Source organism: Kitasatospora herbaricolor (assembly GCF_030813695.1).
GTDB lineage: Bacteria > Actinomycetota > Actinomycetes > Streptomycetales > Streptomycetaceae > Kitasatospora > Kitasatospora herbaricolor.
Genome location: NZ_JAUSVA010000002.1, coordinates 4,690,707 through 4,715,214, shown reverse-complemented (window position 1 = coordinate 4,715,214; position 24,508 = coordinate 4,690,707). Strand labels below are relative to the sequence as shown.

20 protein-coding genes are annotated in these 24,508 nt (G+C 73.0%); 10 read left to right on the top strand and 10 right to left on the bottom strand.

The genetic code is table 11. From position 1 onward, the window contains the following. Positions 1–133 precede the first annotated feature (133 nt). From rpmH to J2S46_RS20995, 9 genes are all read left to right on the top strand, one after another. Positions 134–271 carry a 50S ribosomal protein L34 gene (rpmH, locus tag J2S46_RS21035; protein ID WP_035799375.1) on the top strand — a complete coding sequence of 46 codons (138 nt, stop codon included), beginning with the start codon at positions 134–136 and terminating at the stop codon, positions 269–271. An 18-nt stretch (positions 272–289) separates the two neighbouring features. Further along, on the top strand, positions 290–718 hold the full coding sequence (gene rnpA / locus J2S46_RS21030; RefSeq protein WP_073929214.1) for a ribonuclease P protein component: 429 nt from the start codon (positions 290–292) through the stop codon (positions 716–718). After that, complete coding sequence (gene yidD, locus J2S46_RS21025) at positions 715–1,083, top strand: membrane protein insertion efficiency factor YidD (RefSeq protein ID WP_191288502.1); 369 nt, start codon at positions 715–717, stop codon at positions 1,081–1,083. Before rnpA ends, yidD begins: the two co-directional genes overlap by 4 nt. A gap of 36 nt (positions 1,084–1,119) precedes the next feature. After that, positions 1,120–2,262, top strand: a complete 1,143-nt coding sequence (yidC, locus tag J2S46_RS21020) for a membrane protein insertase YidC (RefSeq protein WP_229912288.1) — start codon at positions 1,120–1,122, stop codon at positions 2,260–2,262. Between the two features lie 67 nt (positions 2,263–2,329). Continuing rightward, on the top strand, positions 2,330–2,863 hold the full coding sequence (locus J2S46_RS21015; RefSeq protein WP_073929211.1) for a Jag family protein: 534 nt from the start codon (positions 2,330–2,332) through the stop codon (positions 2,861–2,863). A gap of 162 nt (positions 2,864–3,025) precedes the next feature. After that, positions 3,026–3,817 (top strand): 16S rRNA (guanine(527)-N(7))-methyltransferase RsmG, encoded by a 792-nt coding sequence (rsmG, locus tag J2S46_RS21010; RefSeq protein ID WP_191288504.1) that lies wholly within the window; start codon positions 3,026–3,028, stop codon positions 3,815–3,817. Positions 3,818–4,278: 461 nt separating this feature from the next. After that, positions 4,279–5,247 (top strand): ParA family protein, encoded by a 969-nt coding sequence (locus J2S46_RS21005; protein ID WP_191288505.1) that lies wholly within the window; start codon positions 4,279–4,281, stop codon positions 5,245–5,247. Next, positions 5,244–6,383, top strand: a complete 1,140-nt coding sequence (locus J2S46_RS21000; RefSeq protein ID WP_191288506.1) for a ParB/RepB/Spo0J family partition protein — start codon at positions 5,244–5,246, stop codon at positions 6,381–6,383. The genes J2S46_RS21005 and J2S46_RS21000 overlap by 4 nt, the downstream gene beginning before the upstream one ends. Positions 6,384–6,527: 144 nt before the next feature. After that, entirely contained in the window at positions 6,528–7,145 is a 618-nt protein-coding gene (locus J2S46_RS20995; protein ID WP_073929207.1) for a GNAT family N-acetyltransferase, read from the top strand. 77 nt (positions 7,146–7,222) lie between these two features. On the opposite strand, the gene trxA is transcribed toward J2S46_RS20995, so the two are convergent. The 7 genes from trxA to J2S46_RS20960 form a co-directional block, all read right to left on the bottom strand. Further along, positions 7,223–7,549, bottom strand: a complete 327-nt coding sequence (trxA, locus tag J2S46_RS20990; RefSeq protein ID WP_073929206.1) for a thioredoxin — start codon at positions 7,547–7,549, stop codon at positions 7,223–7,225. A gap of 219 nt (positions 7,550–7,768) precedes the next feature. Then, complete coding sequence (gene trxB, locus J2S46_RS20985; protein ID WP_191288507.1) at positions 7,769–8,734, bottom strand: thioredoxin-disulfide reductase; 966 nt, start codon at positions 8,732–8,734, stop codon at positions 7,769–7,771. A 316-nt stretch (positions 8,735–9,050) separates the two neighbouring features. Then, complete coding sequence (locus tag J2S46_RS20980; RefSeq protein ID WP_191288508.1) at positions 9,051–10,058, bottom strand: RsmA family anti-sigma factor; 1,008 nt, start codon at positions 10,056–10,058, stop codon at positions 9,051–9,053. Next, positions 10,055–10,834: an RNA polymerase sigma factor SigM gene (gene sigM, locus J2S46_RS20975; RefSeq protein WP_191288509.1), complete on the bottom strand. Its 780-nt coding sequence runs from the start codon at positions 10,832–10,834 to the stop codon at positions 10,055–10,057. Before sigM ends, J2S46_RS20980 begins: the two co-directional genes overlap by 4 nt. A gap of 150 nt (positions 10,835–10,984) precedes the next feature. Next, positions 10,985–13,090 (bottom strand): protein kinase family protein, encoded by a 2,106-nt coding sequence (locus J2S46_RS20970; RefSeq protein ID WP_191288510.1) that lies wholly within the window; start codon positions 13,088–13,090, stop codon positions 10,985–10,987. A 284-nt stretch (positions 13,091–13,374) separates the two neighbouring features. After that, positions 13,375–16,008 carry a murein biosynthesis integral membrane protein MurJ gene (gene murJ, locus J2S46_RS20965; protein ID WP_229912208.1) on the bottom strand — a complete coding sequence of 878 codons (2,634 nt, stop codon included), beginning with the start codon at positions 16,006–16,008 and terminating at the stop codon, positions 13,375–13,377. A 47-nt stretch (positions 16,009–16,055) separates the two neighbouring features. Further along, positions 16,056–18,515 carry a DUF6049 family protein gene (locus J2S46_RS20960; RefSeq protein WP_191288511.1) on the bottom strand — a complete coding sequence of 820 codons (2,460 nt, stop codon included), beginning with the start codon at positions 18,513–18,515 and terminating at the stop codon, positions 16,056–16,058. A 333-nt stretch (positions 18,516–18,848) separates the two neighbouring features. On the opposite strand from J2S46_RS20960, the gene J2S46_RS20955 reads away from it, so the two are divergent. After that, on the top strand, positions 18,849–20,270 hold the full coding sequence (locus J2S46_RS20955; RefSeq protein ID WP_191288701.1) for a CCA tRNA nucleotidyltransferase: 1,422 nt from the start codon (positions 18,849–18,851) through the stop codon (positions 20,268–20,270). A gap of 172 nt (positions 20,271–20,442) precedes the next feature. Here J2S46_RS20955 and J2S46_RS20950 read toward each other — a convergent pair whose 3' ends face one another. From J2S46_RS20950 to J2S46_RS20940, 3 genes are all read right to left on the bottom strand, one after another. Then, positions 20,443–21,429, bottom strand: a complete 987-nt coding sequence (locus tag J2S46_RS20950; protein ID WP_073929200.1) for an LppU/SCO3897 family protein — start codon at positions 21,427–21,429, stop codon at positions 20,443–20,445. Positions 21,430–21,526: 97 nt separating this feature from the next. Next, positions 21,527–22,864: an MFS transporter gene (locus J2S46_RS20945; RefSeq protein ID WP_229912209.1), complete on the bottom strand. Its 1,338-nt coding sequence runs from the start codon at positions 22,862–22,864 to the stop codon at positions 21,527–21,529. A gap of 506 nt (positions 22,865–23,370) precedes the next feature. After that, positions 23,371–24,453, bottom strand: coding sequence for an inositol-3-phosphate synthase (locus J2S46_RS20940; RefSeq protein WP_073929199.1), 1,083 nt, complete (start codon positions 24,451–24,453; stop codon positions 23,371–23,373). Positions 24,454–24,508 lie beyond the last annotated feature (55 nt).

Below are 24,508 nucleotides of genomic sequence, written 5' to 3'. Positions count from 1 at the left end.
CGTGGATTGTCCAGAACCCCAGCAGACCTGGGAGGACGGGCCGGATTTCCTATTCCAAGGGGAGATCACGCGGACGCACGGTGACGGCCAAGCGACCCCCCGTCATCCTACGATTCACCTCAGGAGCCCCCGAGTGAGCAAGCGCACCTTCCAGCCGAACAACCGTCGTCGCGCGAAGACCCACGGCTTCCGGCTGCGTATGCGTACGCGCGCCGGCCGCGCCATCCTGGCGACCCGCCGCGCCAAGGGCCGTACCAACATCTCCGCCTGATCCGCGCCAGAGTCTGTTGTGCTGCCCTCCGAGAACCGGCTGCGGCGGCGCCAGGACTTCGCGACCGCGGTGAAACGCGGTCGACGGGCCGGCCGGCCCCTTCTGGTCGTCCATCTCAGCAGAGACGGTGACCCCGGGGGGCAGGCCGACCGGACCAGCGACTTCCGCCCGCACGTCGCCGAGGGGACTCCTTCGGCGCGTGCGGGTTTCGTCGTGAGCAAGGCCGTGGGTTCCGCGGTCGTGCGCAACCTGGTGAAGCGTCGCCTGCGTCACCTGGTCCGTGATCGTCTGTCCAGGCTGCCCGCCGGTAGCCTGATAGTGGTGCGCGCGCTGCCCCCGGCGGGGTCCGCCTCGTACCACGATCTCGAGCACGACCTGGACGCGGCCCTGAAGCGGCTGCTCCGGGCGGAGCCGACCGCCACCGTGCCGACGGGAGCAGGGCGATGAAGTACCTGCTGATGGGTCTGATCCGGGTCTACCAGTGGACCATCAGCCCGCTGCTCGGTCCGGTCTGCCGCTACTACCCGTCGTGCTCCCACTACGGCTACGAGGCCGTGCGGGTGCACGGAGCGATCAAGGGCGGCGGTCTGACCGTCTGGCGAATCCTGCGCTGCAACCCGTGGACACTCGGTGGGGTGGACCACGTGCCGGCACGCAAGCACCCGGTGTGGCACCGCCGGCTGCGTGACCTGTTGACCTCCCGTGGCAGGGCCGACACCGGACCACCGGTGACCGCGCCCTCCGCCGGTCCGGAGCCCGAGGGCCCGGCGACCATCGGCCCGGTGGCCGATCCCAATGTCCAAGGAGCCTGACCGGTGACCTTCTCCTTCCTCAATCCGCTGTACACCATGGTGTCCTGGATCATCGTCCAGTTCCATTCGTTGTACAGCCACGTCTTCGACCCGGACGGCGGCTGGGCCTGGGGCCTGGCCATCGCCTCGATGGTGATCGTCATCCGGATCTGCCTGATCCCGCTCTTCGTGAAGCAGATCAAGGCGACCCGGGCCATGCAGGCGATCCAGCCGAAGATGAAGGCCATCCAGGAGCGCTACAAGAACGACAAGCAGCGCCAGTCCGAAGAGATGATGAAGCTGTACAAGGAGGCGGGCACCAACCCGTTCTCCAGCTGCCTTCCCATCCTCGTGCAGGCGCCGTTCTTCACCGCCCTCTACGGCGTGCTGGCCTCCGTCGCGAAGAACAAGCCGATCGGCGTCATCGACGGCGCCCTGCTGGTCAGCGCCGGCAAGGCGCACATCTTCGGTGCCCCGCTCTCCGCGACCTTCCTGAGCAGCAACGAGGTCAGCGTCAAGATCGTCACCGCCGTGATGATCATCCTGATGTCGGCGTCGCAGTTCATCACCCAGCGCCAGCTGATGACCAAGAACATGGACCTCACGGTCAAGACGCCGTTCATGCAGCAGCAGAAGATGCTGATGTACGTCTTCCCGATCATGTTCGCCGTGATGGGCATCAACTTCCCCGTCGGTGTCCTCGTCTACTGGCTGACCACCAACGTGTGGTCGATGGGCCAGCAGCTGATCGTCATCCGCAACAACCCGACGCCGGGCAGCCAGGCCTGGGACGAGCGCCAGGCACGGCTGAAGAAGGCCGGCCGGATCAACCCGGACGGCACCGTCATCAAGGGCAAGCTCTTCGGCCTGATCCCCCCCACCGGCACCAAGCAGGCGTCCGCCGCCGCGGTGGTCGAGGAGTCGGTGCAGGTGCGTCGGCAGCAGCCGCGCAAGCTGACCAAGGCCCAGCGCCAGCACGGCGCCGCGCAGCCGGTCGCGCTGACCAAGGACGACCAGCCGCAGGAGACCGCGCCGGAGGACGCCGTGCCCGCCGAGACCGGGACGGCCGTCAAGACGCCGGCCAAGCAGGCCGCCGCCAAGCAGGTCGTCGGCAAGCAGGCCGGTGCCAAGCCGGGCACCCGCCAGCAGCCGAAGCGCGGCGGACAGCAGGGTGGTCAGCGGCCGAGGAAGAAGTCCTGACCGGACCTCCGCCCGATCTTCGTTCCCGGCCCGCCAACCCGGGCCCCACTTCCGAAGGAGTCCATCAGTGACGGAAGGCACCACCACCTCCGCTGTCGAAGCCGAGGCCGAGGGCAGCGCCGACGACAGCCTCATCGCGCGCCTGGAGCAGGAGGGCGAGATCGCGGCCGACTACCTGGAGGGTCTGCTCGACATCGCCGACCTCGACGGTGACATCGACATGGACGTCGAGGGCGACCGCGCCCTGGTCTCCATCGTCGGTGAGGGCAACGACCGTGCGCTGCAGCGCCTGGTCGGCCAGGACGGCGAGGTGCTGGAGGCGCTGCAGGAGCTGACCCGGTTGGCCGTCCACCGGGAGACCGGCGAGCGCAGCCGCCTCATGCTGGACATCGCCGGTTTCCGGGCCCGCAAGCGGTCCGAGCTGGCGACGCTGGGCGCGCAGGCGGCCGAGCAGGTCAAGAGCACGGGCGAGCAGGTCAAGCTGCGGCCGATGACGCCGTTCGAGCGCAAGGTCGTGCACGACGCCGTCGCCGCCGCCGGGCTCCGCAGTGAGTCCGAGGGCGAGGAGCCGCAGCGTTTCGTGGTCGTGCTGCCGGGCTGAAGCCGGTGACATCGCGGCCGTGGCCACGATGAGTGTCGACCCCGTCCGCCGCGTGCGGGCGGGGTCGTCGTCCCTTTGCGGAGCGCACCGTTTGGCGGGAGATGTTTCACGTGAAACGGTGCTGGAGTGCGGTCGGTGGTTTCGGTGAGCGGAGAGGCTGAGATGGACACGGAGAGTGGGGCTCCCGGCGGCGAGGCGGCCGCCGAGAGCGTGGAGGGCCCGGGCGAGGCTCCGGCCGCGGCACGGGCGATCTTCGGGGACCGGTTCGAGTCCGCGGTCCGCTACACCGAGCTGCTGGCCACGGCCGGCGTCCAGCGCGGCCTGATCGGCCCGCGCGAGGTGCCGAGGCTCTGGGACCGCCACGTGCTGAACTGCGCCGTCCTGGCCGAGCTGCTGCCCACCGGGTCCTCGCTCTGCGACGTCGGCTCCGGCGCCGGACTGCCCGGCATCCCGGTCGCGCTGGCCCGCCCGGACGTCTCGGTCACCCTGCTGGAGCCGTTGCTGCGCCGGACCACCTTCCTGGAGGAGGTGGTCCGCGAGCTGGGGCTGGAGAACGTCACCGTGCTGCGCGGCCGCGCGGAGGAGATGATCGGCAAGATCGCGGTCGACGTTGTCACCGCCCGGGCGGTGGCGCCGCTGGACCGGCTGGCCGGCTGGGGCATGCCGCTGTTGCGTCCGCACGGGCAGATGCTCGCCCTCAAGGGCGACACCGCCGAGCAGGAGCTGACCGAGAACCGGGCCGGGCTGGCGAAGCTCGGGGCCGTCGAGTCCTCGGTGATCTCGGTGGGCGAGGGCACCCTGGAGACCTCGACCCGGGTGATCCAGGTCAAGGCGGGGGAGAGCCCCGGCGGGGTCAAGGCCGCCACCCGGCGGGCCAAGGCGGCCCGGGCCGGGCGGGCCGCGACCGGCAAGACCACGGAGCGCGGCCGTGGTGCGGGGCGCCGGCGGCGCTGACCGGCCGCAGGGCGTCGCGCGGGCGCCGGTGCGGATGAATCGCCGAACGGGCGGGTGGTCCTCGGACCGCCCGCCCGTTCTGTTGTCCGGGGCGCTGTTGTCCGGGGGCGGCGACGACGGCGACAGTGACGGCGTCGGCCGTCCGGTGCCGGGTCCGGTGCCGGGTCCGGTGCCGTGGTGGGTGCCCGGGTGGGTGCCGAGGTCCGCGCGAGGGCGTCCGGGAGTCCCGCCGGGCACGGGATCGTCCGGGCCGGCCCCGGGTGACGGGCGGGTGGCCATCAGGGTGACACCGCCGTACCGGAGTGTCGCAGCGTCAGATTTCCGACATAGCGGGCATGGTGTTTCACGTGAAACGTCGCTCCCTGCTCTCCGGTAGTTTCGACCTGCGGCTTCGCCGTGGGCTTGGTCGCACCTGGACGGCGACTGTTGCCGCTCCGGTTTCACGTGAAACACTGACCCCCATGCAGGACTCCGAGACCATCGACCAGATCGATGACACGCCCATCGCACGTGCCGCCCAGGCCGCGGTGCAGGCCATCGGGCGGGCCGGCGAGGGCCTCCCCCGGCCGGCCGTCACCCGGGTGATCGTGGTGGCCAACCAGAAGGGCGGGGTGGGGAAGACCACCACCACCGTCAACCTGGCGGCCTCGCTCGCCATGCACGGCCTGCGGGTCCTCGTGGTGGACCTCGACCCGCAGGGCAACGCCTCCACGGCGCTCGGGATCGACCACCACGCCGAGGTGCCGTCGATCTACGACGTCCTGGTCGAGGGCAAGCCCCTCGCCGACGTGGTCCAGCCGGTGGTCGACGTGGAGGGGCTGTTCTGCGTCCCCGCGACCATCGACCTGGCCGGCGCCGAGATCGAGCTGGTCTCGCTGGTGGCCCGCGAAGGCAGGCTGCAACGCGCCATCGCCGCGTACGAGCAGCCGCTCGACTACATCCTGATCGACTGCCCGCCCTCGCTCGGCCTGCTCACGGTCAACGCGCTGGTGGCCGGGCAGGAGGTGCTGATCCCGATCCAGTGCGAGTACTACGCCCTGGAGGGCCTCGGCCAGCTGCTGCGCAACGTCGAGCTGGTGCGGGCCCACCTCAACCCCGCGCTGCACGTCTCCACCATCCTCCTCACCATGTACGACGCCCGGACGAGGCTCGCGGCCCAGGTGGCGGAGGAGGTGCGGACGCACTTCCAGCAGGAGGTGCTGCAGACCGCCATCCCCCGCTCGGTCCGCGTCTCGGAGGCGCCGAGCTACGGGCAGACGGTGCTCACGTACGATCCGGGTTCCACCGGTGCGCTGTCGTACCTGGAGGCCGCTCGCGAGCTGGCGCTCCGGGGCGTGGCCACCGGAACCGGCACGGTGGGGCAGCAGCGTGGCGCGGCCCAGGCCGCCCACCAGATGGTTCAGCACAGCACGACGGAGGACAATCGGTGAGTGTTCGCAGGGGCTTGGGACGAGGGATCGGGGCACTGATCCCGGCCACGACGCCGGTGGCGGCCGGCGCGGTGGCATCGCCCCGTACGGCGGAGCCCGTGCCGGGGGAGGCGCTCGCCGAGAGCGCGCCGGCGCGGGCGGCGGCGCCGCTGCTGCCGACCGGTCGGGGCACGGTGGCGGCCAGGGCCGCCGCGGAGAGTGCCCGTGACTCGCGGTCCGAGCTGTCCGAGCAGCCTGGGCAGCCGGCCGTCGCGGCCGCCGAGGAGGCCGCGACGACGCAGCTGGCCCCGGTGGACGGGGCCCGGTTCGCCGAGCTGCCGCTGGACTCGATCACGCCCAACCCCCGTCAGCCCCGCGAGGTCTTCGACGAGGACAAGCTGGCCGAGCTGGTCGCCTCCATCAAGGAGGTGGGCCTGCTGCAGCCGGTCGTGGTGCGCCAGGTCGGCGAGGAGCGCTACGAGCTGATCATGGGCGAGCGGCGCTGGCGGGCCTCCCGGGAGGCCGGTCTGGAGCAGATCCCCGCGATCGTCCGGGCCACCGAGGACGACAAGCTTCTGCTGGAAGGGCTCCTGGAGAACCTCCACCGGGCCGAGCTGAACCCGCTGGAGGAGGGCGCCGCCTACGACCAGCTGCTGCGCGACTTCTCCTGCACCCACGACGAGCTGGCCGACCGGATCGGCCGCTCCCGCTCGCACGTCTCCAACACGCTGCGCCTGCTCAACCTCTCCCCCGCCGTGCAGCGCCGGGTCGCCGCCGGTGTGCTGACCGCGGGCCACGCCCGGGCGCTGCTGAGCGTCACCGACGGCGAACAGCAGGACGCGCTGGCGAAGCGCATCGTCGCGGAGGGCCTCTCGGTGCGGACCACCGAGGAGATCGCCAAGCTGATGGCGAGCGAGGACAAGCCGCAGCGGGCCAACGGCCCGAAGGCGGGCAAGCTGCTCTCGCCGGCCTTCAACGACCTGGCGGGCCGGCTCTCGGACCGCTTCGAGACCCGGGTCAAGGTCGAGGTCTCGCAGCGCGGCGGCAAGCTCGGCAAGGGCAAGGTCGTGCTGGAGTTCGCCTCGGTGGACGACCTCAACCGCATCCTGGACAGCCTGGCGCCCGGGGAGGACGGGCTGCGGCTGTCGCAGAGCTGAACGGCGAGCTGAACCGACGGGTGCATGCTTCACAGGGAACCGCGGCCACCGAACCGCGTTTCACGTGAAACATGCACCCATCGGCGTGTGGAGCGCGAGCTCCTAGGGGGGAATGCTCGAAGTGAGGACGAGGAGGTGCGGGGCATGGGACGCAGGATCGCCCCGCTGACGTTGGACAACCTCGGCGATCTGCCGAACACCTGCCGCTCCTGCGTGTTCTGGGAGCTGGACCCGGTCACCGCCAGGGAGGCGGTGGAGGCCGGGAAGCCCGAGCTGGAGAAGGAGGGGTGGATCTCCGCCGTCCTGCTGGAGTGGGGCTCCTGCGGCCGGATCGTGTACGTGGACGACGACCCGGCCGGGTTCGTGACCTACGCCCCGCCGGCCTACGTCCCTCGTTCACTGGCCTTCCCGACCAGTCCGGTCTCGCCCGACGCGGTGCTGCTGATGGTCAGCCGGGTGCTGCCGGGCTACCAGCGGCAGGGGCTGGGCCGGGTGCTGGTCCAGACCGTGGTCAAGGACCTGATGGGGCGCGGGGTCCGGGCGATCGAGGCCTTCGGGGCACTCGGTCCGGAGCGGCCGAGCTGTGTCCTGCCGGCGGAGCACCTGCTCGCGGTCGGCTTCAAGACCGTCCGGCCGCACCGCCGGTACCCGAGGCTCCGGCTGGAGGCGCGGACGGCGCTGTCCTGGAAGGGCGACATGGAGGTGGCGCTGGAGCGGCTGCTGGGCGGGGCGCGCAAGGAGCCGGCTCTCCGGCCGTTCTGAGCGGGGCAGCGCCGGAATCGGCTGAGGCGGGACTCCCCCCGGGGGGAGTCCCGCCTCAGCCGATGCACCGGGTGAACCTAGATGAACTCGGCCAGCTCGCGGAGCAGGGCGGCCTTCGGGCGGGCACCGGTGATGGACTTCACCGGCTGGCCGTCCTTGTAGACGATCATCGTCGGGATCGAGATGACGTTGTAGGCCGCGGCCGTCTGCTGGTTCGCGTCGACGTCGAGCTTCGCGATGGTCAGCTTGTCGCCGTGCTCGCCCGCGATCTCTTCCAGGATCGGGGCGATCTGACGGCACGGGCCGCACCAGGTGGCCCAGAAATCGACCAGGACGGGCTTGTCGCTCTTGAGGACGTCGGCCTCGAAGGACGCGTCGGTCACGATGTTGGTGGCGCCGGCCACGGTAGCTCCTAAGGGTCACGGACGAGTGTTGCCGCCAGGACAACAACGGCGGGGGCCGTTATGTTTCTGTCCCGGCGAGGGAGGTGGGTGGGGCCGGCCCCGAGGAGACGGGCCGCTCGCGCGGCCCGCCGCCCACGGACCCGCTCCGTGCGTACGTGTTTCACGTGAAACGGAGCGGCCCGCGTGCGAGCTCCACCCGGTGGATCGGTCGGGCGAGGGTCAGGCCGCGACGGTGGCGGCCTGGGCCTCCAGGTCGGCCAGCGAGGCGAGGTAGCGCTCGGCGTCCAGGGCCGCGGCGCAGCCGGTGCCGGCGGCGGTGATCGCCTGGCGGTAGGTGTGGTCGACGACGTCGCCGGCGCCGAAGACACCGGGGATGTTCGTCCGGGTGGAGGGGGCCTCGACCTTGAGGTAGCCCTCGGCGTCCAGGTCCAGCTGGCCGGTGAAGAGCTCGGTGCGCGGGTCGTGGCCGATCGCGATGAACAGGCCCGTGACGGCCAGCTCGCGCTGCTCGCCGGTGGTGGTGTCGCGCAGGGTGACACCGGTCAGCTTCGGGTCTCCGTGGATCGCCTCGACGGCGCTGTCCCAGGCAAAGCTGATCTTGGGGTCGGCGAAGGCCCGCTCCTGCATCGCCTTGGAGGCGCGCAGGCTGTCGCGACGGTGGACCACGGTGACGCTGCGGGCGAAGCGCGAGAGGAAGGTCGCCTCCTCCAGCGCGGTGTCGCCGCCGCCGACCACGGCGATGTCCTGGTCGCGGAAGAAGAACCCGTCACAGGTGGCGCACCAGGAGACCCCGCGGCCGGAGAGCGCGTCCTCGCGGGGGAGGCCGAGCTTGCGGTGCTGGGAGCCGGTGGTGACGATCACGGCGCGGGCGCGGTGGACGTTGCCCTCGGAGTCGGTGACGGTCTTGACGTCGCCGGTGAGGTCGACCGAGACGATGTCGTCGGGGACGAGCTCGGCGCCGAAGCGCTCGGCCTGCGCCCGCATGTTGTCCATCAGCTCGGGGCCCATGATGCCGTCCCGGTAACCGGGGAAGTTCTCCACCTCGGTGGTGTTCATCAGGGCGCCACCGGCGGTGACGGCGCCTTCGAAGACCAGCGGCTTGAGCGAGGCTCGGGCGGTGTACAGCGCGGAGGTGTACCCGGCCGGGCCGGAACCGATGATGATCACATTACGGACGTCGCTCACTGCATCTCCTGGTTCGCATCGCGACCCGCGCTTGTGCGGGGAGGGCGGTCCTGCTCCGCCGCCCGGGACAACGATTGACCAGTCTCCCGCATTCCCGGCCGAATCCGTACCAGGTGACCGCACTGTGGGCCCCGGGAGGGGCGCCAGGGGCCTGGGGGGGCGGTTCGGGTGCCGGGACCCGGGGCCCGCCCGGCGCCGGGTCGGACGGCCTGTGCGGCGGCTCCGGCGGCGGCCGGGTCGAAGGGTCGTTGGTGGGTCGGTGGGCCGGCCTGTCCCGGGGCCGGTCGACGGCCCGGTGCGCCGGTCGGTGGGCCGGTCAGTGCGCCGGGACGCTCCGGTGCAGCAGGACCGTCGCGGGGGCGGTTCCGCAGTCGCTCGCGACCAGGTAGACGTCGAGCTGGTCCGGGTGGCCCGGCTCCGCGTACACCAGGACGTCCACGGGGACGCCCTCGAAGGTGCCCCGTTCGGTGGCGAGCAGCGAGCCGTTGCCGGGGGGCGCGCAGGGCGGCGCGGTGCGGGTGCTGAGGTCGGTGCCGTCGGAGGGCCGGACCGCCGGTCCGGCCGCGCGGACCAGCTGCCTGGCCTGCGCGGCCAGGGTCTCCTCGCGGTAGACGGGCGCCCCGCCCTTGATCGCCGGCTGTTCCTGCGGGGCCTCGCCGCCGGGTCGTTGCCCGCCGAGGGAGGGGGTGCCGAGGGACGGGACGTCGAAGGAGGGGGCGGGGACCGAGGGGGCGGAGGCGGCGGCCGCTCCGGCCGCGGTGTCGGCGGCCTGGTCCGGCGCCGGGGTCCGCAGCAGGAGGGCCCCGAGGGTGACGGCGGCCAGTGCGAAGGCGGTGCCCAGCAGGACGCGCCGCCGGGACCGCCGCCGGGACCGTCCGGGACCGGCCGGCGGGGCGGTGGGCACGGGGCGGGGTTCCTGCCGCGAGCGCGCGGGTGCGTGAGCGGGCGCGGGGCGCCCGGGGGGAGCCGTCGCGGGCGTGGGTGCGGGTTCGGTGGCGGAGCCGGCCGGCCTGCCGGCTTCCGCCGCGCGGTCCGTTCGGTCCCTCTGGTCCCTCCGGTCCGTCCGGTCCGCCTCCGCGGCCAGTGCGGCGTCGATCCGGCGGGCGACGTCCGCCGGCATCGGCTGGGTCTCCACCGTGCCCAGCAGCTCGCTCACCCCGGCCAGTGCGTCCAGGGTCTCGCGGCACTCCGGGCAGTCGTCGAGGTGCGCCCGGAGGGACTCGGCGGTGTCCGGGTCCTCGATCAGCTCCTCGGCGAGGTCGGCGAGCTCGTCGATCGAAGGGTGCGGTCCGGCCGGATGCGGGGAAGAAGTGGGGTGCGTCATCGCGCGGTCGCATCTCCTTCCAGGATCGGATCGCTGCCGGTGCTCGTCCCTGTGACGGTCCGGGGGCCGGTCGGGTTCCCGTCGGGCGCCGATCCGGGCGCTGTTTCACGTGAAACAGCGCCGCCGGGTGAAACGGCGCCGCGCGTCGCCGGGCCCGGCGCGGACGGGTCCGGGCCGGAGCCGCTGCCGCTGTCGGAGCCGCCGGCGGGGTTCTCGCGCAGATGACGGACCAGCGGGAGAAGCCGGGCGCGGCCGCGGGCGCAGCGGCTCTTGACGGTGCCGACGGGGACCCCGAGCACCTCGGCGGCCTCGGCGACCGGGTAGCCCTGCATGTCCACCAGGACCAGGGCGGCCCGCTGCTCGGCGGGCAGGGCGTCGAGCGCGGCCGTCACCTCGCGCCGGACCTCGGCCCGGACGACCGGGTGATCGGCCGCCTCGGAGCTGCCGACCAGGGTGTCCAGGCGCTGCGGGTCGTCGTCCAGCGGGCCGGTGCGCCTGGTGGCGGTCCGCCGGGCCCGGTCGAGGCAGGCGTTGACGACGATCCGGTGCAGCCAGGTGGTGACGGCGGAGCGTCCTTGGAAGGTGTGGGCGGAGCGGAAGGCCGACACCAACGCGTCCTGGACGGCGTCGGCGGCCTCCTCACGGTCGCCGAGGGTGCGCAGCGCGACGGCCCAGAGCCGGTCGCGGTGGCGCCGCACCAGCAGGCCGAAGGCGTCCGGGTCGCCGGCGACGTGCCGGCTCAGCAGTTCGGCGTCGCTGTCCTCGGCGTCCGCCATCCGCACCCCTTCCACCCTCGTCGTCCTGCCTGTCGTCGCCGGCGGCCCGCGCCGGCCGGTCACGCGCGGGGCCCTCCGGGACCCGGGCCCGCACCCACCGGGCCGGGCCGCCGCGCCAGGGGCGCGAGCGGTGCCCGGCGGTGCCCGGTGTCAGCCGGTGACCTTGATCTCGGACACCTGGCCGTGCCAGACGCCCCCATCCTTGGGGAGGTCGGTCATCCAGATCAAGAGGTAGCGGGTGGTCACCGGGGCCTCGGGCCGGAGGTCGGCCTGGGCGCCGGTGCTCTGGGCGACGACGCGGTAGTCGCCGGGCTTGCCGGGGGCGGTCGCGGACTGGGTGGTCGGGACGCGGAGCTCGACCCGGGTGCTGCCGACGAACTGGACGTTGACCGATCCGACCTGCTGGGGCGAGCCGAGGTCCACCAGGAGCCCGGTGCCCTCCTTGATCATCTGCAGCGGGTTCCGGTAGTCGAGCGTGGTCCAGGTCGTGTCGGGGTTGCCGTCGTGGGTGAGCGGCAGCCGCGGCACGCTCTCGGGGGAGTCGCCCAGCGGGTTGAAGGACTTCACGTCCGCGATCGTGACCGGGGTGCCGGCGGGGGCGGTGTTCACCGGGGCGCCGATCTGCGGGTGCGCGGCGTCCGTCAGGGTGACCGTCGGCCCGGCGGTGTCGGTGGTGTGGTTGCTGCCGCGCAGCTGGCCGACCAGCTGCCAGGAGGAGAAGCCGACGGCGGCCAGCGCGACCGTCCAGGCGGTCGCCTTGAGGACCCGGCGCAGCCGGCGGCGGCGCGGCCGGGTCGGGTACGGCAGCGGGCCGTGGAAGGCCGGGCCGACGGGGGTGGGTGCGGTGACGGGCGCCGGCGCGGGCGGGGTGCGCCGGGGCGGGGTGAAGGCGGGCAGCTCGGGCTCGGGCTGGCGGATGCGGGGCATCAGCGCGATGGCCTTCGCCAGCTCCTCCGGCGTGGTGATCGGGGCGCCGTGGTGCGGCGGCGGGTCGCAGAGGACGCGGGCGGCGAGCTCCGAGAGGCCCTTGTGGACGCCGGCCCGTACCTGGCTGGGGGGCACCTGGCCGAGGCCCTTGGGCAGGCCCTGGAGGTCGTAGCGGTCCTCGGGGAACGGCCAGCGGTGGGTCAGCGCCGCGTACAGCAGGACGCCGATGGCACGGGTGTCCGTGAGCTCGGCGTCGGCGCTGTCGTCGGCGGGCAGGCCGCGCAGGGCCGCGTCCACCGCGATGCCGTTGATCCGGTACTGGCCGCCCTCGGTGCGCAGCACGCAGCGCGGGGTGAGCCGCAGGTGCGCCTGGCCGCGGCGGTGGGCGGTGGCGATGGCGTCGGTGACCTGGCGGACCATCTGGTACGCGTCGTAGGGCTCCATCGGGCCGGTGGTGAGGAGCTTGGCGAGGTCGGAGGCGTCAGGGAGCCACTCCCGGACGACGTAGACCAGCTCGCCCTCCTGGACGGCGTCCAGGACCTGGACGAAGCGGGGGTCGCCGAGCAGGGCGGCGGACTTCGCCGCGGCGAGCACGGCGCGGGAGCGCTGGTGCCCGGCGGCCATCAGGTGGACGCCGACCGCGCGGCGCAGCTTCTCGTCGACGGCGCGCCAGCTGCTGAAGGTGCCGGACTGGGAGATGCACTCCTCCAGCCGGTAGCGGCCGCCGATGACGTCGCCGCTGTGCCGCAGGGGGGCGGGCAGGGTGAGCGGGAGGGCGCCCGTCCCGCCGGTGTCGCCGGCGGTCGCGGCGGCCCTCGGGGCGGCCTTGGCGGGCGTCTGCGCACCGGGGCGGGCGGCGGCCCCGGGGAGGGGCTGCGCGGCCCCGCCGGGGGCGGTCTGCGGCTTCGCCCCGGTGGCCTCGACGGCCTTGCCGTCGGTCTTGGTGCCGGTGCTGGCCTTGGCCTGGGCCTTCGCCGCTTCGCCGGCCTTCGCCGGTGACCCGGCCTTGGCGGCCGGCCTGGCTCCGGCCGCTGCAGCTGCCTCCGCCTTGGCCTTGGCCTTGGCCTCAGCCTCGGCCCGCGCCGCTGCCGCCGCGTCGGCCTTGGCCTTCGCCGCGGCGGCCAGGGCCGCGCCGGCGGCCAGTTCGACGGCGATCTCGTCTGCCGACAGCGGGGCGGTGGTCTCGGAGACCTCCTCCGCGTCCTGCGGGCCGGCCGGGTCGTCGCCCGCGAGGTCGTCGATCGCCATGGCCAGCGCAGCCTCGTCCGCCGCCTCGTCAGCCTCCGGCGTGTCGACGACCGCCTTGGTGCCATCAGCCACCGTGGTCATGCCTCCCCTTGTGTCGCCCCGGTCGTGTCGCCCCGGACCCGAGAAAGTCGCTGGATCGCCTCGGCGCGGGGGCCGGGGCGGTCCAGGTCAATTGTGCCCACTGTTCTCCCCCGGGTACGACCGCTGAGACGGGCAAGCGGTTGCGTGCGGTGGAGAGATCTGGTGCAGATCGGCCGCTGGGCCGGGTCCGGCGCTCCCGGGCTCTCACCCGATCGCCGAATCCGGCCCAGCGGCCGCCACCCGTGGGTGGCGGAGGTTCTCCCGTCCGCACGGTTGACGTGCGGTCAGCGGCCCAGGCGGCCGCGGACCATCCCGAGCATCGAGTTGAGCTCTTCGATCTTGAGCCGCTTGGCGATCACCGCGAAGACCGCCAGCTGCAGCGCGCCGGCGACCAGGACGGTCAGTACGCTGCCCAGCCAGCCGCCGACCAGCGAGCCGATCAGCAGGCTGACGCCGACACCGACCGCGGCGGCCGGCACGCAGGCGGCGGCGAGCCGGCTGTAGGTGCGGCCGATCCGCTTGGTGTCCAGGCCGCCGATCTTCCGCTTGAGCTTCGGGATCGCCACCGCGACGCCGACCGCGTACGCGGCCCCGTAGCCGAAGGCCATCCCGGTCACCACCCACTGCGCGGGCAGCACCAGGTAGCAGAGGACCGAGAAGCCGGCCTGGCAGCCCGCCACCCAGACGGTGTTGGAGAACGGGGTGCGGGTGTCCTCGTAGGCGTAGAAGCCGCGCAGCATGACGTACTGCATCGAGTACGGGATCAGGCCGAGGGCGAACGCCGAGAGCATCAGGCCGATGTTGGTGGCGCTCTCCAGGGCCTGCGGCTGGCCGCCCACGGCGTAGATCGAGCGGGCGATGGCCGGGCCGAGGGAGAGGAAGAGGAAGGCCCCGGGGATGATCGCCACGGCGGTGGTGCGCAGGCCGTAGGAGATGTCGTCCCGGACGGTGCCGGCGTCCTCGTCGGCGGCCGCGCGGGAGAGCCGCGGCAGCACGGCGCTCATGATCGAGACCGCGATCACCGCGTGCGGCAGCTGCCAGATCAGCAGGGCGTTGGAGAACGCCGACAGGCCGGCGCCGTTGTCGCCGGCGTCGATGCCGGCCGCGACGGCGATCTGGGTGATCACCAGGTAGCCGGCCTGGTTGGCCAGGACGAAGAAGAACGTCCACTTGGCGAGCCGGGCGGCCTTGCCCAGGCCGTGGCCGCGCCAGTCGAAGCGCGGCCGGTAGCTGAAGCCGGCGGCCCGCAGGTAGGGGATCATCGCCAGCGCCTGGACGGCCAGGCCGATCAGGGTGCCCAGGCCGAGCAGCCGCACGCCCTCGGGGGAGATGGTGGCCGGGTTGACCTCGGTGGAGCTGAACCCGCCGTAGACCCAGATGTACGCGCCGAAGGTGAAGATCACCACGATGTTGTTGAGGACCGGGGTCCACATCATCGCGCCGAAGCGGCCGCGGGCGTTCAGGATCTGCCCCATCACCACATGGATGCCCATGAAGAAGATGGTGGGGAGGCAGTAGCGCGCCAGCGCCACCGTGGTGTCTGCGCTGGCCTGGTCGGTGGTGAGCGCGTGCGCGATCAGCTGGACCAGCACCGGGGCGCCGATCACGGCCAGGAAGGAGACCCCGGCCAGGCCGATGATCACCAGCGTCAGCAGCCGGTTGGCGTAGGCGGCGCCGCCGTCCTCGTCGTGCTTCATGCTGCGGACCAGCTGCGGCACGAAGACGGCGTTCAGCGCGCCGCCGCCGATCAGGATGTAGAGCAGGGTCGGCAGGGTGTTGGCGGCGTTGTACGAGTCGCCCATCCGGACGGCGCCGATCGCGGCGACGATCACCATCGTGCGGACGAACCCGGTGCCCCGGGAGACCAGGGTGCCGGCGGCCATGATCGCGCTGGAGTTCAGCAGGCCGGCGACCTTGCCTCCGCCGCCGCCCTTCGCGGGCCGGGACGCCTCCTGGCGCTCCTCCGCGATCTCCTCGGCGACCTCGTCGAGCGGCTCCACGGCGGGCGGCAGCTGGACCGCCGCCACCTGCATGGTGGCCTCCTGCTCGGAGAGCGGCGGGTCGAACTCGATCGGCGGGACGAACTGGCCGCCCTGGCCGTGGCCCGGGTGGTGCTCGTGGCCGGGCTGCGGGCCCTGGCCCTGCGGCGGACCGGCGGCGAAGGGCGGCGCCGGGTGGCCCTGGCCGGCGGCCGGACCGCCGGGGGCCGGCATCGGCTGGGCGCCGGGCCGGTAGGGGCTGTACGGCCCGGGCTGCTGGAACGGCTGCTGACCCGGCTGCGGAGCGGGCTGCTGGGCCGGCCGCTGGTCGGGGTACGGGGTCGCCTGCGGGCCGGGCTGCGGGCCGGGCTGCTGGGTGGGCTGCTGGGTGGGGCCGCCGAACAGCGCGTCCACGCCGACGTACTCGGTGGTCTCGGAGTTCCACGGCGACTCCGCCCGGGCCGGCTCCTGCCACTGCGGCTGTCCCCACCGGGCGCCGGGGCCGGAGCCGGGCGCGGGGGCGCCGGGGTCCGCGGGAGCGGCGTTCGGGGGGGCTGCGTTCGGGGTGACGGGGGCCTGGGCCGCCGGGCGCTGCGGCGCGGGGTTCGCCGCAGGCTCCTCCCAGGCGGGCCTGGCCGGGGTGTCCCAGCCGGGCTGCACCGGCGGGACGGGCGGTGCCATCGCCGGCGGCACGGGCGTCGGGTAGCCGCCGGCCTGCGGCGGGAGCTGCGGCGGCACGTCGTAGGCCGGCGGTGCGCCGCCCTCCCGTCCGGCCTGGACGCCGTACGGGTCCTGCTCGGACGCGTACCCGTCGTAGCCCTCCGCCGCGTAGGGGTCCTGTGCGTAGGTGTCGGCCACGTACCAGTCGCCGCCCGGCGTCCCGGCCGGTTGTTGTCCACCGGCCTGGCTCTGTGCTCGCTCCTCGCGGGGCCCGCTCATGCCACCTCTTCGCTGTTCGGGGGAGGGCGCCCTGGGGTCGGGCGGTATCAAGGACCAACCTTCTCATCACCGGTGGCCCGATCCCGGCCATCTGCGGTGGTGCCGCGCAGTGTCTGCACGGCGTCCCGGTCGTCGTCCGGGCCCTCGTCGTCGTCCTCGGGGGCTGCCCGCGGACCCTCGGCGCGGTCCGGGACGCCACCGTCCGCGGCCTCGTCCAGGGGCCGGTCGGCGTCCCCGTCCGGGTCCGGGCCCTGCTTCTTGCGCTGGCGGTAGATCCGCAGCGCGGCGAGCAGGATCAGCAGCAGTCCGGCGCCGATCACGTAGAGCACGCCGTCGGTCACCGAGGTCACCATGACGTTGAAGGTGACCGGATCGCCGTAGCGCTGCGGGTCCGGGCCGGTGGTCCACAGCTGGGCGGTCATGGTGGCCTGCCCGTTGTTGTGCGCCTCGGCGGGGAACTGCATGGTGACGCTGCGGGAGGCGCCCAGCACGATGTCGGCCGGGTCGCCGACCTTGAGCCGGTTGGGCTGGCTGGAGGTCAGCACCAGTTTGAGGTTGGTGACCGACTGGGTGAGGTCGTTGCGGACGCTGACCTGCAGGACACCGGTGTCGCCGGCGAAGGTGATGACGCCCTTCTTGGGCACCCGCACCGCCTGGGACAGCTCGGCCAGGTAGTCCCGCACGCCGTCGCGGTAGGTGTCGCCGGCCGGGCCCTGGGTGCGCCACTCGGTGGACACCGAGCGGACCATGGCGGCGCTGAACGGCCCGCGCACCCGCTGCGGGAGGGTGAGGATGCGCATCAGCAGGTCGAGCTTGCTCTGGATGGCCATGGTCTCGGTGAGGGCCTTGGCCGACAGCTCGGAGGCGCGCGCCTCACCCGGGTAGTCGGTCGCCGGGGGCACCGCGCCGTTCGCCCGGGGGTCGGCGGCGGCCTGGGCGACGGCGTCCAGCGTCACCGGGGTGGTCCACTGGCCGGCGTTGGCGCTCTGCAGGGCGCTCGCGAGGGTCTTGGCGGTGTTCACGGTGAGCCCGCGCGGGGGCATCACCAGCAGGCCGCGCTGGTTGTGCGGCTCCTGCCGGGTGATCACGAAGGTCTCCGCCAGGAAGCGCTGGACGGCCTCGCTCTGCGCCTGCGGGGTGTTCAGGTCGTTCTGGAACAGGCCCGAGACGGTGTTGTCCGCGACCACGCCGGTCTGGCCGTTGCCGAGCGGGCGGACCGCGCCGGGGGTGTACTTCAGCGAGTCCGCCTCGGGCAGGCTCGCCCCGTTGACCAGCAGCAGGTTGTCCCCGCCGCGCTGCGCGGTGGCGGCGATCTGCTGGTCCAGGTAGCCCTGGTACGGCCAGGCGACGTCGCCCCGGACGTCCACCGAGAGCCGGCCCTCCGCCGTCACCTGCCCGGCCGTGCCGGCCTTGAGCAGGGCGGTGTCGATGCCGCTGAGGTCGGCGCCGTTGTGCGCGATGGAGGCGATGTCCGGATCGGCGTAGGGCAGCGAGACGACCTCGCTGCCCTTCTTGGCGACGGCCGCCCGCAGCTTGTCCAGCCAGGCGGCGGCGGCCGCCGTGCCGGTGCCCTGGGTGGTGTTCTCGTCCTTGGCGGACTGGCCGGCGGTGTTGGGCTTCTGCACCCGGTACGGCTTGGTCATCGCGTACGCGGTGTCCAGCAGGTCCGGGTCGACCACCCAGGTGGGCGCGTTCAGGCCGGCGCCGATGTCGACCAGCTCGTAGAGCCGCCCGCCGGGGGCGAACTCGGCGGCCAGGCTGTCGTCCCGCAGCACGGCGACGCTCTGGTCGTTGTCCGAGAGGGTCTGGGCGACCAGCTCCGGGGTGTGGGTGATCGGCCAGAGCGTGGCGACCTGGGTGGGCTGGGCGTCGGTCGGGTTCGGGTTGTAGGGGAGGAAGGTGCGGGCGATGCCCAGCGGGCGCTCGCGCTGGTTGTCGCCGGTCGAGCCGCGGACGTCGACCGCGAGCTCGTAGGCGCCCTCCCGGTCCAGTTCGAGGTCGGCCACCGCCACCTGCAGGGTGAACGGCTGGCTCTGGCCGGGGCCGAGTTCGTTCAGCGCTGCCTGCGGGCTGGGCAGGTCGACGCCGTCCACGCCCGCCGGGTCGTTGCGGGTGGCGACCGAGGCGAGGTCGCTGCGGGTGTTCAGCGGCTTGTGGTTGAACGGGGCGCGGACCGCGGCGTGCGGGGACTTCAGCGGCGCTCGGCCGCCGTTGGTCACCTGGCCGGTGATGGTCACGGTGCCGTTGGGGGTGGCCACGGCCGGGGAGACGCCGTCGATCGTCACGACCACCGGGTACTCGCCGGACACCTCGGTCATCAGACCCGGCCGGGACGCGGCGCCCGGGGCGCCGAGCGCGCCGGCCTGCGGGGCGGCGCCGAGCAGTATCGCGCAGCCCGCCGCGAGGGCCCCGAGCCGGCGGGCCGCCCGCGCGGTGCGGCCTCCACGACCGGCCCGTCCGCGGTGTCCGTACGTCTCCAGGCCCGAGTGCCGTGCCGGCTCGCTCACGCGCTTCGCCCTCGCCGTTCTCGATCGCTGATCGTCGGATGACCAGATGAATGGCCGTACTGTCCGGTAGTCCGCCGTCCGCACAGCCGTGATGGCACCGCGGCGCGGCCGTCGCGCTGACGCGGCCGAGACTCGCTCCCACCGGCATGGTAACGACGATCCCCGGCCCCCAGTGTTGGGGGTCGCCGGGTGAGCACCCCCGGACCCGGGTACCGGCCGCCCGCAAACCCGCGGGCGGCGGGGCTGTCCGGACCCGTACCCTTGTGAGCCGTGTCCACTGCCAATGACCCCAGCGCCCATTCTTCCAGCACCGCCACCGCCGCCGTCCCCGGTCTGAGCGAGGCGCAGACCCTGGGACTCCAGGAACTGCTGAGGGTCTCCCCAGTCGCCGACGAGGTCGCCGGGCGCTTCCAGGCCGCCGGCCACCGGCTCGCCCTGGTCGGCGGCTCGGTGCGGGACGCGCTGCTCGGACGGCTCGGCAACGACCTGGACTTCACCACCGACGCCCGCCCGCAGCAGGTGCTCAAGCTCGTCAAGGGCTGGGCGGACGCCGTCTGGGACGTCGGCATCGCCTTCGGCACCGTCGGCGCGCGCAAGGACACGCCCGAGGGCTCCTTCCTGATCGAGATCACCACCTACCGCTCCGAGGCCTACGACCGCACCTCGCGCAAGCCCGAGGTGACCTACGGCGCCAGCATCGAGGAGGACCTGGTCCGCCGGGACTTCACGGTCAACGCGATGGCCGTCGACCTGCCAGGCCGCGGCTTCGTCGACCCGCACCACGGCCTGGACGACCTGGAGCGGCGGGTGCTGCGCACCCCCGCCACGCCGGAGGAGTCCTTCTCCGACGACCCGCTGCGGATGATGCGGGCCGCCCGCTTCGCCGCCCAGCTGGACTTCACGCCCGCCCCCGAGGTGGTCGCGGCGATGACCGCGATGGCCGAGCGGATCACCATCGTCTCCGCCGAGCGGGTGCAGGCCGAGCTGAACAAGCTGCTGCTCTCCGACCACCCGGTCAAGGGCCTGCGGCTGCTGGTCGACACCGGCCTCGCCGACCACGTGCTCCCCGAGCTCCCGGCCCTGCGCCTGGAGAGCGACGAGCACCACCGGCACAAGGACGTCTACGAGCACTCGCTCACCGTGCTGGAGCAGGCCGTCGCGCTGGAGCAGGAGGGCCCCGACCTGGTGCTGCGGCTCGCCGCGCTGCTGCACGACATCGGCAAGCCCCGCACCCGGCGCTTCGAGCCGGACGGCCGGGTCTCCTTCCACCATCACGAGATGGTGGGCGCCAAGATGACCCGCAAGCGGATGCGCGACCTCAAGTACTCCAAGGACCTGATCGAGGACGTCTCGCGCCTGGTCGAGCTGCACCTGCGCTTCCACGGCTACGGCGGCGGCGAGTGGACCGACTCCGCGGTGCGCCGGTACGTCAACGACGCGGGGCCGCTGCTGGAGCGCCTGCACAAGCTGACCCGCTCGGACTGCACCACCCGCAACCGGAAGAAGGCCGCCGCGCTGTCGCGCACCTACGACGGCCTGGAGGACCGGATCGCCGAGCTCAAGGAGCGCGAGGAGCTGGACGCCGTCCGCCCGGCGCTCGACGGCAACCAGATCATGGAGTTGCTCGGGCTGAAGCCGGGCCCGCAGGTCGGCAAGGCGTACAAGCACATGCTGGAGCTCCGGCTGGAGCACGGCCCGATGGAGCACGAGGAAGCCGTCGCGGCGCTGCGCGCCTGGTGGGCCGCCCAGGGCTGACCCCGGCGCACCGCTCGGCCGGCCGGCGTCGGTCGGGCGGAGAGCGGAAACGGCGCGGAGCGGAAACGGCGCGGAGCGGAAACGGCGCGGAGCGGAAACGGCGCGGAGCGGAAACGGCGGAGGGGAGCCCGGTGGCCGGGCTCCCCTCCGCCGTGTCACGGGACGGGCGGCGTCAGTTGACGTCCGCCAGGCAGAGGACGAACTTGGTGATGCCGTTGTCCTGGTAGTACGAGCTGTTCGCGTCCGGGTACTTGGCGCAGGCCGTGTCCCCGTCCGTGGTGCCGAGCACCTTGGCGATCACCTTGTACTTCGCCCGGGAGTCGCTGCACGGCAGCATGGTGATGTCCGGGTTCGAGTCGTGGGTCGAGTTGGCGCTGGTCTCGTGGTCGTTGCGCAGGCAGTCGCCGGCCTTCGCGCGGTCCACGTCGCTGGGCACCGGGTTGCCGGCGGAGGCGGACGACGCCGGGACCGACGGCTTGGACGACGGCTTGGCGCTGGCGCTCGGCGCGGCCGAGGAACTGGCCTTCGGGGAGGCCCCGGGAGCGGCGCCGTTCAGCGGGCCGAGGCACAGGACGTAGGTCTTGCGGCTGCTGCGCCGGCCGCTCTTGCCCCAGACCGAGGCGGTGGAGTCCGGGTTCGCCTCGCACTTGGAGGTGTCGGTGGTGCCGGTGTACTTGGCGATGACCTTGTACTGAGCCTTGGCGTCGGTGCACTTGACGATGTCGACGTCGGAGACGCCGCTGGTCTTCACGCAGTCGCCGACGGCGGCGCTGCTGACGCTCGGGCCCACCACGAAGTAGCCGATGACCAGCACGATCACACCGACGACCGCGCCGAGGACCTTCAGGACGACCTTGTTGTTCTTCCGGGGCGGCTGGGGAGCCACCTGGCCCCACCCGGGCTGGCCGCCGGGGGGCATGCCGCCGCCACCGGGCGGGGGGAAGCCGGGCTGGCCGTACGGCGGGGCCGGCGGACCGGGCTGCGGCGGCACCGGGCCACCGGGGTAGCCGTAGCCGGGCGCGGGCGGCTGCGGGGGGCCGAACCCGGGGGCGGCGGGCGGCGGACCGAACCCGGGGGCCGGCGGCTGGCCGTACGGCGGCTGGGCGGGCGGCGGGTAGCCGTACTGGGGCTGACCGTACGGATTGGGCGGTGTGCTCATATGAGTCCCCCGTGACAGAGTGCTGCCGGCGCGGCAATTTCTGACGTACCTTAGCGAGTTGCCGTCACGTCAGTGACGCCGAGGGCCTACCGGGGAGTCAGCCGGACCGGACCGGGCCCGCGTCGGGCGGCGAGCGTCGGGCGGCCCGGGCGTAGAGCAGGGCGGCCGCGGCGTACACCAGGGCGACGCCCACCAGCACCGTTGCCGAGCGGCCCGACAGCGGCAGGACCAGAGCGGTCACCGCCGCCGCCGCGACGAAGGCGGCGTTGAACAGCACGTCGTAGATGGCGAACACCCGGCCGCGGAACTCGTCCTCGACCGACTCCTGCACCACGGTGTCCGCACAGATCTTGGTGCCCTGGGTGACCACGCCGAGCAGCAGCGCCGCGGCCAGGCCGGGAATCAGCGAGAAGGCCAGCCCGAGGGCCGGCACGAAGACGACCGGGGCCGCCAGGCAGACCGTCATCCACCCCGCGAGCCCGAGCCGCCGGGTGCACCACGGGCTGATCAGGGCGGCCAGGAAGAACCCGAGGGCCGAGAGCCCCACCGCCTGCCCGAGGGTCGCCAGCCCGGCCGCACTGTCCGCCGGGTCGTTGAAGGTGTAGCGGGCCAGCATCACCACCACCACGATCAGCACGCCGTAGCAGAACCGGGCCGCGGTGACGGCGGCCATCGCGTGGACGGCCGGCCGGCAGTCGCGGACCAGGTGCCGTACCCCGGCCCCGAGGTCCCGCGCGGCCTGGCCGAGGGCCTGCCGCAGGGCGGGCCGGCCGGGGTGGCGGTCCGGGCCCAGCAGGTCCGGCGCCATCCGCCGGGCGGCCAGCGCGGCGGACAGGTAGAGGAGCGCCGCCAGGGTGACCAGTGCGGCGTCCGCCCGCGCACCCGGCGGCATCAGCTGGTGCAGCCCGAAGCCCAGGCCGCCGCCGATCGCCGCGGCGACCGTACCGAGGGTGGGCGAGAGGGCGTTGGCGGTGACCAGCTGCTTCGAGTCGACCACCCGGGGCAGCGCCGCCGACAGGCCGGCCAGGATGAACCGGTTGAGCGCGGTGACCAGCAGCGCGGCGGCGAAGAAGAGCCAGTCCGGCGCGCGGGCCAGCAGCAGGCCGCCGGTGACCAGCCCCAGCCCGAACCGGGCCAGGTTCCCGAGGTAGAGCACCTGCCGGCGCCGCCAGCGGTCCAGCAGCACTCCCGCGAAGGGCCCGACCACCGAGAAGGGCAGCAGCGTCACCGCGAGCACCGAGGCGATGTCGGCCGGCGAGGACTGCTTCTCCGGCGAGAACACCACGTAGGCGGCCAGCGAGACCTGGAAGACGCCGTCGGAGAGCTGCGACAGCACCCGGGCGGTCAGCAGCCGACGGAAGTCCCGTTGCCGCAGCAGCCCGGTGAGGGTGGCACGGTTGGGAGCTCTGGTGCTGCCGTTCGCTGTGATGGCCACCCGCCAAGAGTGCCACGCCCCCGGGCGTTGTTTCACGTGAAACAACGCCCGGAAACGGACGGTGGGGGCCCCGGCGATGCCGGGACCCCCACCGGAGCCCTACGAGTCGTCAGTTCGACCCGGCAGGTTCACCACGCGGACACGACCGGAGCCGCATCCCGCGATCGGCGCCCTGCCGGGACAATCGCGAACCGAGCTACGCTCAGCGCCCTGCCGGGACAATCGCGAACCGAGCTACGCTCAGCGCCCTGCCGGGACAATCGCGAACCGAGCTACGCTCAGCGCCCTGCCGGGACAATCGCGAACCGAGCTACGCTCAGCGCCCTGCCGGGACAATCGCGAACCGAGCTACGCTCAGCGCCCTGCCGGGACAATCGCGAACCGAGCTACGCTCAGCGCCCTGCCGGGACAATCGCGAACCGAGCTACGCTCAGCGCCCTGCCGGGACAATCGCGAACCGAGCTACGCTCAGCGCCCTGCCGGGACAATCGCGAACCGAGCTACGCTCAGCGCTCGACCTCACCGCGGATGAACTTCTCCACGTTGTCGCGAGCCTCGTCGTCGAAGTACTGGACCGGCGGGGACTTCATGAAGTACGAGGACGCCGACAGGATGGGGCCGCCGATGCCGCGGTCCTTGGCGATCTTCGCGGCGCGGACGGCGTCGATGATGACACCGGCCGAGTTCGGGGAGTCCCAGACCTCGAGCTTGTACTCGAGGTTCAGCGGGACGTCGCCGAAGGCGCGACCCTCAAGGCGGACGTAGGCCCACTTGCGGTCGTCGAGCCACGCGACGTAGTCGGACGGGCCGATGTGGACGTTCTTGGCGCCCAGCTCACGGTCACGGACCTGCGAGGTGACGGCCTGCGTCTTGGAGATCTTCTTGGACTCCAGGCGCTCACGCTCGAGCATGTTCTTGAAGTCCATGTTGCCGCCGACGTTCAGCTGCATGGTGCGCTCCAGCAGGACACCGCGGTCCTCGAAGAGCTTCGCCATCACGCGGTGCGTGATGGTGGCGCCGACCTGCGACTTGATGTCGTCGCCGACGATCGGCACGCCGGCCTCGGTGAACTTGTCCGCCCACTCCTTGGTGCCCGCGATGAACACGGGGAGGGCGTTGACGAAGCCGACCTTGGCGTCGATGGCGCACTGGGCGTAGAACTTGGCGGCCTTCTCCGAGCCCACCGGCAGGTAGCAGACCAGGACGTCGACCTGGCGGTCCTTGAGGACCTGGACGACGTCGACCGGCTCCTCGTCGGACTGCTCGATGGTCTCCAGGTAGTACTTGCCCAGGCCGTCGAGGGTGTGACCACGCTGCACGGTGACGCCGGTCGGCGGCACGTCGCAGATCTTGATGGTGTTGTTCTCGCTGGCGCCGATGGCGTCGGCCAGGTCGAAGCCGACCTTCTTGGCGTCGACGTCGAACGCGGCGACGAACTCGACGTCACGGACGTGGTAGTCGCCGAACTGCACGTGCATCAGCCCGGGGACCTTGCCGGCCGGGTCGGCGTCCTTGTAGTACTCGACACCCTGCACCAGCGACGCGGCGCAGTTGCCGACGCCCACGATGGCTACGCGAACCGAACCCATTCCGGTTGCTCCCTCTGATCTCATGAGGTCCGCCGGACCCGGCGGCTCTCGTCCT